Origin of the sequence: Rhizobium ruizarguesonis, from assembly GCF_017357285.1 — a bacterium.
In the GTDB taxonomy this organism is placed as follows: domain Bacteria; phylum Pseudomonadota; class Alphaproteobacteria; order Rhizobiales; family Rhizobiaceae; genus Rhizobium; species Rhizobium ruizarguesonis.
Window position 1 is genome coordinate 2,223,101 of record NZ_CP071678.1, and the last position, 14,674, is coordinate 2,237,774.

The window sequence follows — 14,674 nt, forward strand, 5'->3', positions numbered from 1 at the left end:
TCATGCTGAATGAAGCCGTAAATCTTGAAAATTCACCTGGGGCCGGTGGCGAGCCGGAACGGCGCGTGCGTGATCGCGGCGCCACCGAGCGCGCAATCCTTGCCGCCGCCAAGGGGCTGCTCGCCGAGGAAGGCTTCCAGAATTTCGGCATCAATGCGGTTGCCCGCCGCGCCGGTTGCGACAAGCAGCTGATCTATCGCTACTATGGCGGCCTCGACGGGTTGGTCGAGGCGATCGGCACCGATCTCGGCACATGGGTGAAGGATCGCATCCCGGAAGACGCCGGCGGCATGTTCCTGCTCACCTATGGCGACCTGATGGAGCGGCTGTCGCTTCTCCTCCTCGACGCCTTGAGAACCGATCCGCTGATGCGTCGCATCCTCGCCTGGGAGATTTCTGAAAACACCGAACAGGTGAGGCGGTTGTCCGATGCGCGTTCGAAGGCGCTCGCCCTGTGGCTGGAGCGCATGCGCGGCTCGCTGGCGCCGCCGAAGGGCGTCGATGCCGCAGCCGTCAACGCCGTCGTCATCGCCGCGATTCAGCACCTCGTGCTTGCCGCCGCAGCCGGCGGACAATGCGCCGGCCTGTCGCTGAAGACATCAAAGGACTGGGAGAAGGCGGCAACGGCGCTGAAGCGCATCGTGCGTGGCGTTTACGGCTGATACCTGCACTATCCACAGGGGGCGGGCGCCGCGTTAACCTTAACAAATGGTTTACATTGCGTGGGGCTGGTTAACCCGACAGTGTGGCGGTGAGCAGAGATGTATGAGTAGAGCCCGAGTTGACGCCCATGGGAACCAAGATCGCTAAAGCCGCGTTTCTGGTGACCGCGATGATGTTTTTCGCAGTCCTGGCGCTGGATATCGCAATTCCGACGCTGGTGCTTTGCATCATGGCATTGTCGACCTGGTTGGTCTCCCTCGATCTGCCCGTGGCGCGCAAGCATGGAGGAGAGGCCGCATGAAGTGGTTTCTGATCTTCTGGGCCGGCCCCATCGTCTTTCTGGGCGGATGGTACTGGCTCTCCTATTACGACATGAGTTTCGGCATCTTCATGTTCACGCGGCAGGTCCATGACCTGACGTTCCAGCTTTACGGCAAGGCGCTCGGCATTCCGCCGGAGTCTATCCCGCCGCTCGTTGCCCGCGCGATCGCGGTCGACAGCCTCGTCGTCTTCGCCATCCTTGGCTTGCGGAAGCGCAAGTCGATCATTGCCTGGTGGAAGGCGCGTCAGGCGTTGAATTCATCTCCATCAGACCTTGCCAGCAAGGAAAGCCTGTCGAGCGCGCCCTGAAGGATGAAGCTTGCCGCGGCCGAATCGATCCGTTCGGCCCGCTTGGCGCGCGAGACGTCCATTTCGAGCAGCGTCCGTTCGGCCGCAACCGTCGAAAGCCGCTCATCCCAATAGACGAAGGGCAGCGCCGTCTTCTGCTCCATATTACGCACGAAGGCGCGAGTCGCCTGCACGCGCGGACCTGCTGATCCATCCATGTTCATGGGTAGGCCGATGACAAAGCCTGCGACCTTTTCCGATTGTGCGAAGTCGAGCAGCGCCTGCGCATCGATAGTGAACTTGACGCGGCGGATCACCGTGCGCGGCGTGGCGAAGCGCCGTCCGAGATCGGACATCGACAGCCCGATCGTCTTGGTGCCGAGATCGAGGCCGGCAATTGCCTGTCGCGGGGCAAGCGTCTCGGCCATTTCCTCGATCGTCAGCACCGTCATCGCCGTTTCATCCCGTCAAAACAAATTGAAGTCGCCGCCGCTTTTCTTTGCGGCCGCATAAGATATGTCCTTAGGGCATGACGCCGAAAAGTGTGAGCGGTTTTCGGACGACATCACGCTCTCATGCTTTGATGTGGCATCGAAACCGGCTTTGCATCACGTAATAAAGGAGACATTTCATGAAGATCACCTGGCTCGGCCATTCCGCCTTCCGCATCGAGACATCAAAGGCGAAGATCCTGCTCGATCCATTCCTCAGCTATAACGCCTCCTTTTCCGGCCAGGATATCAAGGATGTTTCTACAGGCATCACTCACATCCTGCTGACGCATGGCCATGGCGACCATGTCGGCGATACCGTGGCGCTCGCCAAGGAAACCGGCGCCGTCGTTCTCGCCAATGCCGATCTCGCCGCTTGGCTCGGCTCCAAGGGCGTCGACAAGATCGAGATGGGCAATACCGGCGGCACGATCGCGCTCGGCAGCTTCTCGGCGACCTTCACCAATGCGCTGCACTCCTCCGCCCAGATCACCGAGGACGGCGTCTCGCACGCGCTCGGCAACGCCAACGGCCTGATGCTGCATTTCGACGACGAAGCCTCGATCCTTGCCATGGGCGATACCGACATCTTCTCCGACATGGCGCTGATCAACGAATTGCACCAGCCTGATATCGGTTTCGTGCCGGTCGGCGACCGTTTCACCATGGGCGGCGCGGTGGCCGCGCTTGCCTGCCGGCGCTATTTCAACTTCAAGACCGCGATCCCCTGCCATTACGGCACCTTCCCGATCATCGATCAGACGGCGGGAAAATTCGTTGCCGGCATGGAGGGATCGGAGACGGAAGTGAAGGCGATCAAGCCTTCCGAGAGCCTGTCGATCTGACGAAACCCCGTTGCACACGGCGGACATGGCCTTTATAGCGGGTAGGAAAAATCCTATCCGGAGAATGCCATGTCCGTCGATCTTGCCACCGTAAAGCGCGTCGCCCGCCTTGCCCGTATTGCCGTCTCCGAGGACGAGGCAAATCGCATGGTCGGCGAGCTGAACGGCATCCTTGGCTTCGTCGAGCAACTCTCCGAAGTGAATGTCGACGGCGTCGAGGCGATGACCTCGGTGACCCCGATGGCGATGAAGAAGCGGACTGACGCGGTGACCGACGGCAGCAAGGCAGCCGATATCGTCGCCAATGCGCCCGTCACCGACCACAATTTTTTCCTGGTGCCGAAAGTCGTCGAATAAGGCTTCGAAGCCTCGTTCCGACCCTGTTGCCATTTCCAGATCTGAAGCGAAAACACGATGAGCGAACTCACCAGCCTGACCATTGCCGAAGCCCGCCAGAAACTGCGCGGCAAGGAAATCACCGCGATCGAACTGACCGAAGCCTATATCTCGGTGATCGATGCGGCCAATGACCGGCTGAATGCCTATATAAAGGTCACGCCGGATCTCGCCCGCGTCATGGCGAAGAACTCCGATGAGCGCATCGCCGCCGGCAAGGCCGGTGACCTCGAAGGCATTCCGCTCGGCATCAAGGATCTCTTTGCCACCGTCGGTGTCCACACCCAGGCCTGCAGCCATATTCTCGACGGTTTCGAGCCGCGTTATGAATCGACCGTCACGCAGAACCTCTGGGATGACGGCGCCGTCATGCTCGGCAAGCTCAACATGGACGAATTCGCCATGGGCTCGTCGAATGAAACATCCTATTACGGCCCAGTGATCAATCCCTGGCGCGCCGCAGGCTCCAACCAGCAGCTCGTGCCCGGCGGCTCCTCCGGCGGTTCGGCCGCCGCCGTCGCCGCGCATCTTTGCGCCGGCGCCACCGCCACCGACACCGGCGGCTCGATCCGCCAGCCGGCCGCTTTCACCGGCACCGTCGGCATCAAGCCGACCTATGGCCGCTGCTCGCGCTGGGGCACCGTCGCCTTTGCCTCCTCGCTCGACCAGGCAGGCCCGATCGCCCGTGACGTCCGCGATGCCGCCATCCTCTTGAAGTCGATGGCAAGCGTCGACGCCAAGGACACGACATCTGTCGATCTGCCGGTGCCGGATTACGAAGCAGCCCTCGGCCAGTCGCTGAAGGGCATGAAGATCGGTATTCCGAACGAATACCGTGTTGATGGCATGCCCGACGAGATCGAAACCCTCTGGCGCCAGGGCATCGCCTGGCTGAAGGATGCCGGCGCCGAGATCGTCGACATCTCGCTGCCGCACACCAAATACGCCCTTCCGGCCTATTACATCGTCGCTCCGGCCGAAGCATCCTCGAACCTCGCACGTTACGATGGCGTGCGCTACGGCCTGCGCGTCGACGGCAAGGATATCGTCGACATGTATGAGAAGACGCGCGCCGCGGGCTTCGGCAAGGAAGTCAAGCGCCGCATCATGATCGGCACCTATGTGCTGTCGGCCGGCTATTACGATGCCTATTACATCCGCGCCCAAAAGGTGCGTACATTGATCAAGCGCGATTTCGAACTCGCCTTTGACGCCGACGTCGACGCCATCCTGACGCCGGCAACGCCGTCGTCGGCTTTCGGCGTTGCCGATGAGAACCTCGCCGCCGATCCGGTGAAGATGTACCTGAACGACATCTTCACGGTGACGGTCAACATGGCGGGCCTGCCCGGTATTGCCGTGCCTGCTGGCCTTGACCACAAGGGCCTGCCGCTCGGCCTGCAGCTGATCGGCAAGCCCTTTGATGAGGAAACCCTCTTCAAGACTGCCCACGTCATCGAGCAGGCAGCCGGCCGGTTTACGCCGGCCAAGTGGTGGTAACGGATCTAAAGATCCGAAGAATAGCGGCTGCCGACCACAAAACGGTCGGCGCCGTCGGCTTTGCAGCATGGGCCGCAAGCGATGCCTTCGAGGACAGCTATCTCGATCCCGATGTGATCACCAGGGTGCGGCACGAGTTCGCCATATTTCCCGAGGAAACGAAAGGTGAGATCTTCGTTGCCGAACGGGACGGGACGATCGTCGGCTGGGGCGCGCGTGAAAACCAACCGAACTATGTGTCCGACCTCTGGGTGCATCCCGAGCAACACGGCCGGGGCGCCGGCCGGGCTCTCCTGCTTCATTTGTGCGAGTTGATGGCGGCAGAGGGGCTGGCGACTGCCAGGCTCGACACGCACGCCAGGAACCAGGGCGCAATCCGGCTCTACGAACGCTGCGGCTTCACCATCGTCTGGCGCGGCCGCGAATTTTCAAAGAGCATGGGTGTCGAACTTGAAAAGGTGCATCTGGAGAAACGGTTGGCTGACGGATAGCAGGAACCAGGAGAAGGTTTTATGGCCAGCAATGATCTTGCGCAATTGATCGAGGCATTTGATCGCCTCTCTGCCGGCGGTTTCACCATGGGCGTGGAGTGGCAGGCGGTCCACGACATCTGCCAGCGCCAGGAAGGCGAACAGCCGTTCGACTGGGGCCACGCGCTTTGCCATCGCATCGAGGGCGACGACTGGAATGCCGATTACTGGTATCGCCGCGCCGGCAAGAGGCGCGGCACGGGCACGATGGCCGACGAGTGGTCGGCCATGCGGACGGAACTTTCTGCAAAAGCTTGAGGTCCCCTGACCGCGCCCCTTCGAGACACGATCAGGAGTGCTACGATTACCTGTTGTTCAGCTGCGACCTGACCAACCTCAGCCCTCTTTCTGTGATCCGGTAGGGCTGGCCGCCTGAGGACTTGATTGCCCTCAGGCGCTTCAGCCTGCGGAAGAGATCAAGATCGACGCCGGGATAGAGCCAGCCGTCGCGGGTGAAGCAACTGACCGCCTCGATCTTCCTGTCGTCGTCGCGGGTAATTTCAATGCGGCCGCCTTGGGCCATGAGATGCAGGATGCGCTGCTCCGTGCGAGAAATATCCATATGTTGAGATCCGGTGTCGCGCCCGGCAGGGCGCACAAAAACGATCTGGCGCTCATTCGAACGTCAGGGCTTCGTTTTTCGGGCCCATGCGCGCAAGCGAACTTGCGGGCAGGGCCTTTACCGGGTCTCAGGCAGGCTCAACATAAAACACCTCGATAGGGTTTATTATTCAGCCCGGAAAATTCGGTCAAGAGCGTGTTCTCAGCTCAAAACCAGTCGAAAACCTCACTTTTGCCCGATCATCCCTTTGGAGGTACTGGTAAATTCCGCGACTCAATGGTCTAGTTGAGGTGTAACGCGGAGGTGTCGTTGATCCACATTCGCAATGCCCGCGACGGTGAAGCGGAGCTATTGAGCGAGATCGGGCTGAGGGCCTGGCAAAATGCGATGGCGTCGATCGGCGAATCGGACGCGATGATCGATGCAGCGCGCAACGCCTTTCGGAACTTCGTGGAAAACGACTGGCTGACCATCACCGTCGTCGAGCAGAACGGCCAGGTCGCAGGCTGGGCGGCGCGCGAGGGATTGGACGAAACCATCTCGGATTTCTGGATCGATCCCGTCTTCACCCGCCAGGGTCTCGGTTCGGCCCTTCTCGTCCGCATCGAAAAGGAGATCGCCGATCAGGGCCTCGAGAAGGCGGCGATGCAGACCCATTCCGGCAATAGCGAGGCGATCGGCTTCTTCCGGAAGCACGGCTACAGCATCCATTGGCTCTCGGTCGCCTACAATCCGAAGCTCGATCGCGACGTGCCTTCTGTTGGACTGACGAAACAGCTCGTTTCGGATAGCCAAGGCGCGTATGGGCTGGAATTCTGATGCTTCAAAAATCCTGAAGAAGGAGAGGGCTCCATTGCGGCAAGAAGGCGAGCACAGCAATCAGTGCGCCGTGCAGGATCAGGATCGCCGCCAGGATTGACCGGAACGGCTCCTTTCTCGTCTTGTGCCGCAGCAGCTGCTGTGCAGCCAGCGCGCCAAGGCTGCCGCCGATCAGCGCAAGGATGAGAAGCGTGCGCTCGCTGATGCGCCGCCTGCCGCGCCGCGCCGCCTGCTTGTCCATGAAATAGATCGAGAATACCGAGAGATTCAGCGCCAGAAACAGCAAGGCCCATTTGATAATATCGATCATCGTCATCGGAGAACCCTACCGTGGCTCCGTTAATGGACGGCAAAACCACGAAGCGCGCCACGGCGAAAGCCTTGCACCGGCACGCCATTTCCTTTACCTCACCATTGGAAAAGAACAGCCTGCAAAGAGCATCAGATGACCCTTGTCGACGTCCGCACGCCTGATCCGAAACGCTTCATCCCCGGCGCCACCGGCGACTGGGAAGTCATCGTCGGCATGGAAGTCCATGCCCAGGTGCTGTCCAATTCGAAGCTCTTCTCCGGCGCCTCGACGGAATTCGGCAAGCCGCAGAATTCGAACGTCTCGCTGGTCGACGCCGCCATGCCCGGCATGCTGCCCGTGATCAACGAGGAATGCGTCAAGCAGGCGGTTCGCACCGGCCTCGGCCTGAAAGCCCAGATCAACAAGCGCTCTCTCTTTGATCGCAAGAACTATTTCTATCCCGACCTGCCGCAGGGCTATCAGATCTCGCAGTTCAAGGATCCGATCGTCGGCGAGGGCAAGATCGTCATTTCGCTCGGGCCGGACCGCCAGGGCCAGTTCGAAGATATCGAGATCGGCATCGAGCGCCTGCACCTGGAACAGGATGCCGGCAAGTCGATGCACGATCAGCACGCCACCATGTCCTACGTCGACCTCAACCGTTCCGGTGTCGCGCTGATGGAGATCGTCTCCAAACCCGACATGCGCTCGTCCGACGAGGCCAAGGCCTATATGACCAAGCTGCGTTCGATCGTGCGCTATCTCGGCACCTGCGACGGCAACATGGACGAAGGTTCGATGCGCGCCGACGTCAACGTCTCCGTCCGCCGGCCGGGCGAAGATTTCGGCACGCGCTGCGAGATCAAGAACGTCAATTCCATCCGCTTCATCGGTCAGGCGATCGAATATGAAGCCCGCCGCCAGATCGGCATTCTGGAGGAGGGCGGCAAGATCGATCAGGAGACCCGCCTGTTCGATCCGGGCAAGGGCGAGACGCGTTCGATGCGCTCCAAGGAGGATGCGCACGACTATCGTTATTTCCCCGATCCGGATCTGCTGCCGCTCGAATTCGACGATGCCTTCATCAAGGCGCTCGAAGTGCATCTGCCGGAGCTGCCCGACGACAAGAAAGAGCGCTTCGTGCGCGAGCTCGGCCTGTCGATCTACGACGCCTCGGTGCTCGTTTCCGAAAAGGCGATCGCCGATTATTACGAAGCCGTCGCCGCAGGCCGTGACGGCAAGATGGCCGCCAACTGGGTGATCAACGATCTGCTCGGCGCACTGAACCGCACCGGCAAGGACATCGAGCAGACCCCGGTTTCGCCGGCCCAGCTCGGCGCTATCATCGATCTCATCAAGGCCGAAACCATCTCCGGCAAGATCGCCAAGGATCTCTTCGAGATCGTGCTCAATGAGGGCGGCGATCCCGCCGAGATCGTCGAAGCGCGTGGCATGAAGCAGGTGACGGATACCGGCGCAATCGAAAAGGCCGTGGACGAGATCATCGCCGCCAATCCTGACCAGGTCGCCAAGGTCAAGGCGAAGCCGACCATGGCGGCATGGTTCGTCGGACAGGTGATGAAGGCGACCGGCGGCAAGGCCAATCCGCAGGCTGTCCAGGCCCTCGTCAAGGCGAAGCTCGGCATCGAGGAATAAGCGGTGTATTTCGTCCGCACTGCCGGCGAGCGCGACCTGGAGAAGGTCCGCGCGCTGCTAGTGGAGAGCTTTCATGCCAGCTATGACAGCCTGCATGGCAGAGCCAGGGTGGAGGATCTGATCGCCCATCTCTTTTCGCCGGCAGCGCTGAAGGCGCGCCTGGTGCGAAAAGATGCCGAATTCCTCGTTGCCGATGAAGGCCGCAATATCGGCGGCATGGGTTATGCGGCAATGTCGCAGCAATTGACGAAGACTGTCATGCTGCATCTCCTCTATGTCAGGCCGGCGCTGCAGCGCCATGGTATCGGCCGCGATATCTTCGCCGAGCTCGAAACCTGCTTTCCCGATGCCGAGATCATGCGCCTCGAAGTCGAACCGCAAAACGCTGCCGCGATCGCCTTCTATCTCACGCACGGCTTCACCGAGATCGGCCGCAACGAGAATAGCGGAGCTGGACAATCCGGCATTCCGGCGCTGATCTTCGAAAAACCACTCGAAGGGCATTGAGAGACTATGGCGGCCGAGTTGCCCGACATTCTCATTCGTCCGGCCCGCCGGGAAGATCTGCCGGCAGTCGTGGCTATGTTTGCCGCCGATGCACTCGGCGGTCACGGCGATACCACGGAAGCTGAAGCTTTCCCGGACTATCTCAGGGCCTTCGCCGTCATCGAGGCTTCGCCCGACCAGACGCTTTACGTCGCAGAGTGTGGCGGCGAGGTCGTCGGCACGTTCCAGACGATGGTGACGACTTCGCTCACCGGCCGCGGGTCCTCGGCGATGATTATCGAGGCGGTGCAGACGCGCGCCGATATGCGCGGGCAGGGTGTCGGCGGACTGATGATCGAATTCGCTATTGCCGAGGCAAAAGGCCGCGGTATCGGGCGGGTAGCGTTGACCTCGAATGCAGTACGCAAGGATGCCCATCGTTTCTATGAAAGGCTAGGCTTCAAGCCCTCGCATCTCGGCTTCAAGATGGCTTTGAAATGACCCGCGACTGTCGCGGAATCGCTGGACAATTCGGCTTGGCGACGGCATAAGCGAGGAAACGAATTCTGGTTTGGCTCGCATCTGGCGGGCACAAGGAAAAGACATGTGGAATCTTCTGGTTCAGACCTTTACCTGGTGGAACGGTCAGACGATGGGCACGCGTTTTGCGACCTGGCGTTTTGGCAAGCGCGTCGGCGAGGATGAATTCGGCAACGTCTACTACGAAGGCGGCATGTCCTCCTACGGCCTGCCGAAGCGTTGGGTGATCTACAAGGGTTATGCCGAAGCCTCCGCCATTCCGCCGGGCTGGCATGGCTGGATGCATCATCGCACCGATGTTCCCCCGTCCAAGGAAAATTACGTCGCCAAGGATTGGCAGAAGGCGCACCGGCCCAACCATACCGGTTCGCCGCAGGCCTATCGTCCGCCGGGCTCCATCGCCGTTCCGGGCGAGCGTCCGCGCGTCACCGGCGATTATGACGCCTGGACGCCGGGCAACTGAGACGGCCCGACCGGGCGATCCCAAGACCCGGCTTTTGGCCACAATTGACCTTTACCCGCAGGTTGGCCGCGCTTGACCGCGGCCGTGAACTGAAAATGTCTGGAGACGGGTACACATGACGCTCTTCACGCGGAACAAGGTCCTGCGTGCCGCCGGATCGCTGCTGGCGCTCTCGGTCCTGCTTCCGCCAGTTGCGGCAAATGCCGCACGCATCGAAAATCCGGTTGCCGTCTTCTCCGGTCTCGACAAGATCACCGGCCGCATCACGACGTTCGACGTCTATGTCAATGAGACGGTACAGTTCGGCGCGCTGCAGGTGACACCGAAGGCCTGTTATTCGCGCGATCAGTCGGAAGCGCAGAAGATCGACGGTTTCGTCGAGGTCGATGAGATCACCCTCGACCGCAAGATCCGCCGCATCTTCACCGGCTGGATGTTCGCCGCCAGCCCCGGCCTCAACGCCGTCGAGCACCCGATCTACGACGTCTGGCTGAAGGACTGCAAGACGAGTTCGGACGTCCCGGCTCCTGACGGCGCCAAGGCGACAGCGCGCTAAAGCGCATCGCAATCTTTCACATTCGCTCCTCGCGCTTGTCTTTGTTTTCCGCATGCCGTCATCGAAAAACCGCTGCGCACTTTCGCGCGACACGCTTTAGCGCGTGCCGCCCGAAGCAGGCAGCGTTTGGCTCAAAACTTAAGGTGCGGCGACTCCATCGCCGAGGTAAGCATCGCAGCATAATCGGCCTTCGGAACGTCGATCGCTCCTAACGTCTTCAGGTGCTCGGTGGTGAACTGGGTGTCGAGCAGGGTGAAGCCCCTTTCCCGCAGCCGGTCGACCAGATGAACGAGGCAGATCTTCGAGGCATCCGTTCGGCGCGAGAACATGCTTTCGCCGAAGAAGGCCGAGCCGAGCGAGACGCCGTAGAGGCCGCCGACCAGCTCATCGCCCTCCCAGGCTTCGACGGTATGGGCATGGCCCATGTCGAAGAGCGTCGAATAAAGTGATCTGATCGTCCTGTTGATCCAGGTGCTCGGGCGCCCGGATGTCTCTTCCGCACAGGCAGCAATGACCTGATCGAAAGCGTGATCGAAACGTATCTCGAAGGGTTTCTTGCGCACCGTCTTGGCAAGGCTTTTCGACACATGGAAATGGTCGAACGGCAGCACGCCGCGCAGTTCCGGTTCGACCCAGAAGATCTCTGGGTCGTCGGCGGATTCGGCCATCGGGAAGAGGCCGATGGAATAGGCGCGCAGGAGAATGTCAGGGGTTATGCCTGGTGACTTCCTGCGCGATCCTGCCATTCCTGTCCTATGCCGCCGGTGTGTTGGCGAGGTAGTCTTCCAGCCAGTGGATGTCGTAGTCGCCGTTGGCGATATCCTGGTTGGAGACGAGATCCTGAAACAGCGGCAGCGTCGTATTGATGCCGTCGACGACAAATTCGTCGAGCGCCCGGCGCAGGCGCATCATGCATTCGACGCGGGTACGGCCGTGCACGATCAGCTTGCCGATGAGGCTGTCGTAATAGGGCGGGATCTTGTAGCCCTGATAGGCACCGGAATCTATGCGCACGCCGAGGCCGCCCGGCGCGTGGAAATGCGTGATCGTGCCGGGCGAAGGCACGAAGGTGCGCGGGTGCTCGGCATTGATACGGCATTCGATGGCGTGACCGGAAAAATGCACTTCATCCTGCGTCACCGAGAGACCGCCGCCGGAAGCGACGCGGATTTGCTCGTGCACGAGGTCGATGCCGGTGATTGCTTCGGTGATCGGATGCTCCACCTGCAGGCGGGTGTTCATTTCGATGAAATAGAACTCGCCGTTTTCGTAGAGGAATTCGATCGTCCCGGCGCCGCGATATTTCAGCTTCTTCATGGCGTCGGCGCAGACCTGGCCGATCTTCATGCGCTGCTCGACGTTGAGTGCCGGCGAATTCGCCTCTTCCCAGACCTTCTGATGGCGCCGCTGCAGCGAGCAGTCGCGCTCGCCGAGATGGATGGCATTGCCTTCGCCGTCGCCGAACACCTGGATTTCGATGTGGCGCGGCTTGCCGAGATATTTTTCCATGTAGACGGCATCGTTGCCGAAGGCGGCTGCCGCTTCGGTGCGCGCCGTCGACCAGGCCTCGATCAGGTCGGCCTCGCTCTTGGCGACCTTCATGCCGCGTCCGCCGCCGCCGGCCGTTGCCTTGATCAGCACGGGATAACCGATTTCGGCGGCCGTCTTCAGCGCATCCTCTTCGCTCTTCACTTCGCCGTCCGAACCCGGAACGACGGGAATGCCGAGTTCCAGCGCCGTCGTCTTGGCGGTGATCTTGTCGCCCATGATGCGGATGTGGTCCGCCGTCGGCCCGATGAAGGTGATGCCGTGGGCTTCGAGGATATCGGCGAACTTGGCATTTTCCGACAGAAAGCCGTAGCCTGGATGCACGGCATCAGCGCCGGTGATCTCGCAGGCGGCGACGATCTGGTGGATGTTGAGATAGCTCTCGCGCGAGGAGGGCGGACCGATGCACACACTTTCGTCGGCAAGGCGCACATGCATGGCATCAGCGTCGGCAGTGGAATGAACCGCGACGCAGGCGATGCCGAGCTCCTTGCAGGCCCGGAGCACGCGAAGGGCGATTTCCCCGCGATTGGCGATGAGGATTTTCGAAATCATGGGCATCGGCCTATTCGATGACGACGAGGGCTTGGCCGTATTCGACGGGATGTCCGTCATCGACGAGGATCTCGGTCACCTTGCCTGACTTCGGCGAAGGGATCTGGTTCATCGTCTTCATCGCTTCGATGATGATGAGCGTCTGGCCTTCCTTGACGGTTGCGCCGACTTCGATGAACGGACGCGCGCCCGGAGCCGGCGCCATGTAGACGGTGCCCACCATCGGTGCATTGACGACATTGGCCGGGTTGCGGCTGGGAGCTGCGGCCGGCGCGGCAGCAGCTGCCGGAGCCGCGGCTGCGGCAAAGGCCGGTGCTGCGATCGGCGCCTGGACATATTGCGGCGTGCCAGCGCGCGAAACGCGGATGCGCAGGTCATCCTGCTCGACCTCGATCTCCGTCAGATCCGTTTCGTTCAGAATATTGGCGAGATCGCGGATCAGTGCCTGGTCGATACCCGATTTCTTTTCAGCCATGGTGTTGCCCTGTCTTCTTCTTATGCCGTGATGTTCTTCAGCGCGTGGAGCGCCAGGATGTAGCTGTGAGGCCCGAAGCCGCAGATCACGCCCTTGCATGCCGGCGCGATCATCGACTTGTGGCGGAATTCTTCCCGTGCATGCACGTTGGATATGTGGAGCTCGATGACGGGAATGGAAATAGCGCGGATCGCATCATGCAGCGCGACCGATGTATGCGTATAGGCGCCTGCATTGATGGCAACGCCGGCGGCCTTTTCGTCTGCCTCATGGAACCAGTCCACAAGCGCGCCTTCGTGGTTGCTCTGACGGAAATCGATATCGAGGCCGAGTTCACGGCCGGCGGCCTTACAGTCTGCCTCGATGTCCTTGAGTGTCTTGCCGCCATAAATGCCGGGCTCTCGTTTGCCCAGCATGTTCAGGTTGGGGCCGTTCAGGACGAAAATCGTTTGCGTCATCGAATGTTCCGTAAAATGTACGACGGCAACCTATAGACTCCGCGAAGGCTGAATGAAAGCCCTTACAGATTGGCCAGCGGCAATCGCGCCACATTTGTCCACATGGTTGAAACACTTCGATTTTGGCGATTTGATGGGCGGCCGGTCGCTCAAGCATGTCGCGCAAAAGTGCGCAGCGGTTTTGCGATAACGACATGCGCAAAGATAAATATCTAAAGCGCGAGGAGTGCAATCTGAAAGATTGCGACGCGCTTTGGTTTGCTCAGCAGGCGGTCTTGCCGCAGCTGCGCATGTTCTTGACCTTGGCTTCGAGATCGTCGAGCCCGACGGCGCCCGGCACCAGTTCGTTGCCGATCACATAAGATGGCGTGCCGCTGATGCCGAGACTGGAGGCGAGCTGGTAGGTCGCCTGGACGATACCGTCATTCGGGCTCTTTGCCATCTCGGCGCGGATCTTGTCCTCGCTGACGCCGAGCGAAGCGGCGACCGCGATCGCTGTTTCGTCAGAGGCGCGGCCTTCGGTGCCGAGAAGGGCGACGTGGAAATCGGCATATTTCTCAGGTGCCAGCTTGCGGAAAGCGTCGGCCACCTTGTGGGCGGCAACTGAATCCGGCCCGAGGATTGGAAACTCCTTGAGGACGAAACGGACGTTCTTGTCCTTCTTCAGCATCGCCTGCATGTCGGGAAGCGCATGCCGGCAGTAGCTGCAATTATAATCGAAGAACTCGACGACCGTCACATCGCCCTTGGGATTGCCGAGCGTAACGTCGTTCTTCGATTCGAAGATGTCGGTAGTGTTCTCTTCGATCGCCATATTGGCTTTCACCAACCGCTGGGCTTCCTGCTTCTTCTGCAGCGCATCCTGGACTTCGAGCATGATCTCAGGATTTTCGATCAGGTATTGCTTGATGAATTCGCCGAACTCCTTCTTCTGCTGGTCGTCGAGCGCTGCCGCCGGAAGCGGAAGGGCGATCGATGCGGCAAGCGCCAGAGCGGTGAAGGTCTTCGGGAAGAATGCCATGATATCCTCGTCATCGGCGGTGTGGTCGTCTCTTTGTCGAGAAGACGGTCGCCGGGTTAATGGACTTGAATGCGTCGCGTCAAGGTACGGTGCGTTCGGTTCTGCTCAAACAGGAATTTTTCATCCCCGCGCGGCCCTCGCGGGATTGTGATGAGCCGATTAATGCGGCAATTGTCGGGCCACCATTGAAGAAGCTGAGCGAGAAACGA

Annotated in this window: 22 protein-coding genes; 14 read left to right on the plus strand and 8 right to left on the minus strand. The window is 60.5% G+C overall.

Translation table 11 applies throughout. From position 1 onward, the window contains the following. Window positions 1–2: 2 nt before the first annotated feature. The 3 genes from J3P73_RS11025 to J3P73_RS11035 all read left to right on the plus strand — a co-directional run bounded on the left by J3P73_RS11025 (window position 3) and on the right by J3P73_RS11035 (window position 1,293). On the plus strand, window positions 3–662 hold the full coding sequence (locus J3P73_RS11025; protein WP_018073397.1) for a TetR/AcrR family transcriptional regulator: 660 nt from the start codon (window positions 3–5) through the stop codon (window positions 660–662). Window positions 663–790: 128 nt separating this feature from the next. Next, window positions 791–964, plus strand: coding sequence for a hypothetical protein (locus tag J3P73_RS11030; protein WP_003539039.1), 174 nt, complete (start codon window positions 791–793; stop codon window positions 962–964). Further along, on the plus strand, window positions 961–1,293 hold the full coding sequence (locus J3P73_RS11035; RefSeq protein ID WP_018073399.1) for a DUF6105 family protein: 333 nt from the start codon (window positions 961–963) through the stop codon (window positions 1,291–1,293). Before J3P73_RS11030 ends, J3P73_RS11035 begins: the two co-directional genes overlap by 4 nt. On the opposite strand, the gene ruvX is transcribed toward J3P73_RS11035, so the two are convergent. Then, window positions 1,230–1,724, minus strand: a complete 495-nt coding sequence (ruvX, locus tag J3P73_RS11040; protein ID WP_018073400.1) for a Holliday junction resolvase RuvX — start codon at window positions 1,722–1,724, stop codon at window positions 1,230–1,232. The two genes, J3P73_RS11035 and ruvX, sit on opposite strands and share 64 nt — an antisense overlap. A gap of 179 nt (window positions 1,725–1,903) precedes the next feature. Here ruvX and J3P73_RS11045 point away from each other — a divergent pair, with 179 nt between their 5' ends. From J3P73_RS11045 to J3P73_RS11065, 5 genes are all read left to right on the plus strand, one after another. After that, window positions 1,904–2,608 carry a metal-dependent hydrolase gene (locus tag J3P73_RS11045; RefSeq protein ID WP_207579962.1) on the plus strand — a complete coding sequence of 235 codons (705 nt, stop codon included), beginning with the start codon at window positions 1,904–1,906 and terminating at the stop codon, window positions 2,606–2,608. Between the two features lie 69 nt (window positions 2,609–2,677). Continuing rightward, a complete protein-coding gene (gatC, locus tag J3P73_RS11050; RefSeq protein ID WP_017964081.1) occupies window positions 2,678–2,965 on the plus strand; it encodes an Asp-tRNA(Asn)/Glu-tRNA(Gln) amidotransferase subunit GatC in 288 nt (95 codons plus the stop codon). 57 nt (window positions 2,966–3,022) lie between these two features. Continuing rightward, entirely contained in the window at window positions 3,023–4,504 is a 1,482-nt protein-coding gene (gatA, locus tag J3P73_RS11055) for an Asp-tRNA(Asn)/Glu-tRNA(Gln) amidotransferase subunit GatA (protein WP_207579963.1), read from the plus strand. After that, window positions 4,495–4,995 (plus strand): GNAT family N-acetyltransferase, encoded by a 501-nt coding sequence (locus J3P73_RS11060; RefSeq protein ID WP_207579964.1) that lies wholly within the window; start codon window positions 4,495–4,497, stop codon window positions 4,993–4,995. Before gatA ends, J3P73_RS11060 begins: the two co-directional genes overlap by 10 nt. A gap of 21 nt (window positions 4,996–5,016) precedes the next feature. Then, window positions 5,017–5,292 (plus strand): hypothetical protein, encoded by a 276-nt coding sequence (locus J3P73_RS11065; RefSeq protein ID WP_130672481.1) that lies wholly within the window; start codon window positions 5,017–5,019, stop codon window positions 5,290–5,292. A gap of 46 nt (window positions 5,293–5,338) precedes the next feature. Here the strand turns inward: J3P73_RS11065 and J3P73_RS11070 are convergent, their stop codons facing one another. After that, the gene (locus tag J3P73_RS11070; protein WP_011651684.1) at window positions 5,339–5,596 is read right to left on the minus strand and encodes a YjhX family toxin; all 258 of its coding nucleotides are present in this window, start codon (window positions 5,594–5,596) and stop codon (window positions 5,339–5,341) included. A 309-nt stretch (window positions 5,597–5,905) separates the two neighbouring features. Between J3P73_RS11070 and J3P73_RS11075 the strand changes: the two genes are divergently transcribed. Beyond that, window positions 5,906–6,415 carry a GNAT family N-acetyltransferase gene (locus tag J3P73_RS11075; RefSeq protein ID WP_026237065.1) on the plus strand — a complete coding sequence of 170 codons (510 nt, stop codon included), beginning with the start codon at window positions 5,906–5,908 and terminating at the stop codon, window positions 6,413–6,415. Between the two features lie 4 nt (window positions 6,416–6,419). On the opposite strand, the gene J3P73_RS11080 is transcribed toward J3P73_RS11075, so the two are convergent. After that, window positions 6,420–6,731 (minus strand): DUF1294 domain-containing protein, encoded by a 312-nt coding sequence (locus J3P73_RS11080; RefSeq protein ID WP_130655290.1) that lies wholly within the window; start codon window positions 6,729–6,731, stop codon window positions 6,420–6,422. 129 nt (window positions 6,732–6,860) lie between these two features. Here J3P73_RS11080 and gatB point away from each other — a divergent pair, with 129 nt between their 5' ends. The 5 genes from gatB to J3P73_RS11105 all read left to right on the plus strand — a co-directional run bounded on the left by gatB (window position 6,861) and on the right by J3P73_RS11105 (window position 10,408). Further along, window positions 6,861–8,363: an Asp-tRNA(Asn)/Glu-tRNA(Gln) amidotransferase subunit GatB gene (gene gatB, locus J3P73_RS11085; RefSeq protein ID WP_024320676.1), complete on the plus strand. Its 1,503-nt coding sequence runs from the start codon at window positions 6,861–6,863 to the stop codon at window positions 8,361–8,363. A gap of 3 nt (window positions 8,364–8,366) precedes the next feature. Beyond that, window positions 8,367–8,870, plus strand: a complete 504-nt coding sequence (locus J3P73_RS11090) for a GNAT family N-acetyltransferase (RefSeq protein WP_207579965.1) — start codon at window positions 8,367–8,369, stop codon at window positions 8,868–8,870. Window positions 8,871–8,876: 6 nt separating this feature from the next. Next, complete coding sequence (locus tag J3P73_RS11095; protein ID WP_207579966.1) at window positions 8,877–9,350, plus strand: GNAT family N-acetyltransferase; 474 nt, start codon at window positions 8,877–8,879, stop codon at window positions 9,348–9,350. 103 nt (window positions 9,351–9,453) lie between these two features. Beyond that, complete coding sequence (locus J3P73_RS11100; protein ID WP_130713417.1) at window positions 9,454–9,852, plus strand: NADH:ubiquinone oxidoreductase subunit NDUFA12; 399 nt, start codon at window positions 9,454–9,456, stop codon at window positions 9,850–9,852. A gap of 115 nt (window positions 9,853–9,967) precedes the next feature. Further along, on the plus strand, window positions 9,968–10,408 hold the full coding sequence (locus J3P73_RS11105; RefSeq protein ID WP_130713418.1) for a DUF2155 domain-containing protein: 441 nt from the start codon (window positions 9,968–9,970) through the stop codon (window positions 10,406–10,408). 131 nt (window positions 10,409–10,539) lie between these two features. Here the strand turns inward: J3P73_RS11105 and aat are convergent, their stop codons facing one another. The 5 genes from aat to J3P73_RS11130 all read right to left on the minus strand — a co-directional run bounded on the left by aat (window position 10,540) and on the right by J3P73_RS11130 (window position 14,465). After that, the gene (gene aat, locus J3P73_RS11110; RefSeq protein ID WP_207579967.1) at window positions 10,540–11,154 is read right to left on the minus strand and encodes a leucyl/phenylalanyl-tRNA--protein transferase; all 615 of its coding nucleotides are present in this window, start codon (window positions 11,152–11,154) and stop codon (window positions 10,540–10,542) included. 7 nt (window positions 11,155–11,161) lie between these two features. Beyond that, window positions 11,162–12,517 (minus strand): acetyl-CoA carboxylase biotin carboxylase subunit, encoded by a 1,356-nt coding sequence (gene accC / locus J3P73_RS11115; protein ID WP_018073412.1) that lies wholly within the window; start codon window positions 12,515–12,517, stop codon window positions 11,162–11,164. Between the two features lie 4 nt (window positions 12,518–12,521). Next, the gene (gene accB / locus J3P73_RS11120; protein WP_018073413.1) at window positions 12,522–12,986 is read right to left on the minus strand and encodes an acetyl-CoA carboxylase biotin carboxyl carrier protein; all 465 of its coding nucleotides are present in this window, start codon (window positions 12,984–12,986) and stop codon (window positions 12,522–12,524) included. A 20-nt stretch (window positions 12,987–13,006) separates the two neighbouring features. Beyond that, a complete protein-coding gene (gene aroQ, locus J3P73_RS11125; protein WP_018073414.1) occupies window positions 13,007–13,444 on the minus strand; it encodes a type II 3-dehydroquinate dehydratase in 438 nt (145 codons plus the stop codon). 262 nt (window positions 13,445–13,706) lie between these two features. Beyond that, window positions 13,707–14,465: a DsbA family protein gene (locus J3P73_RS11130; RefSeq protein ID WP_018484901.1), complete on the minus strand. Its 759-nt coding sequence runs from the start codon at window positions 14,463–14,465 to the stop codon at window positions 13,707–13,709. Between the last annotated feature and the right edge of the window lie 209 nt (window positions 14,466–14,674).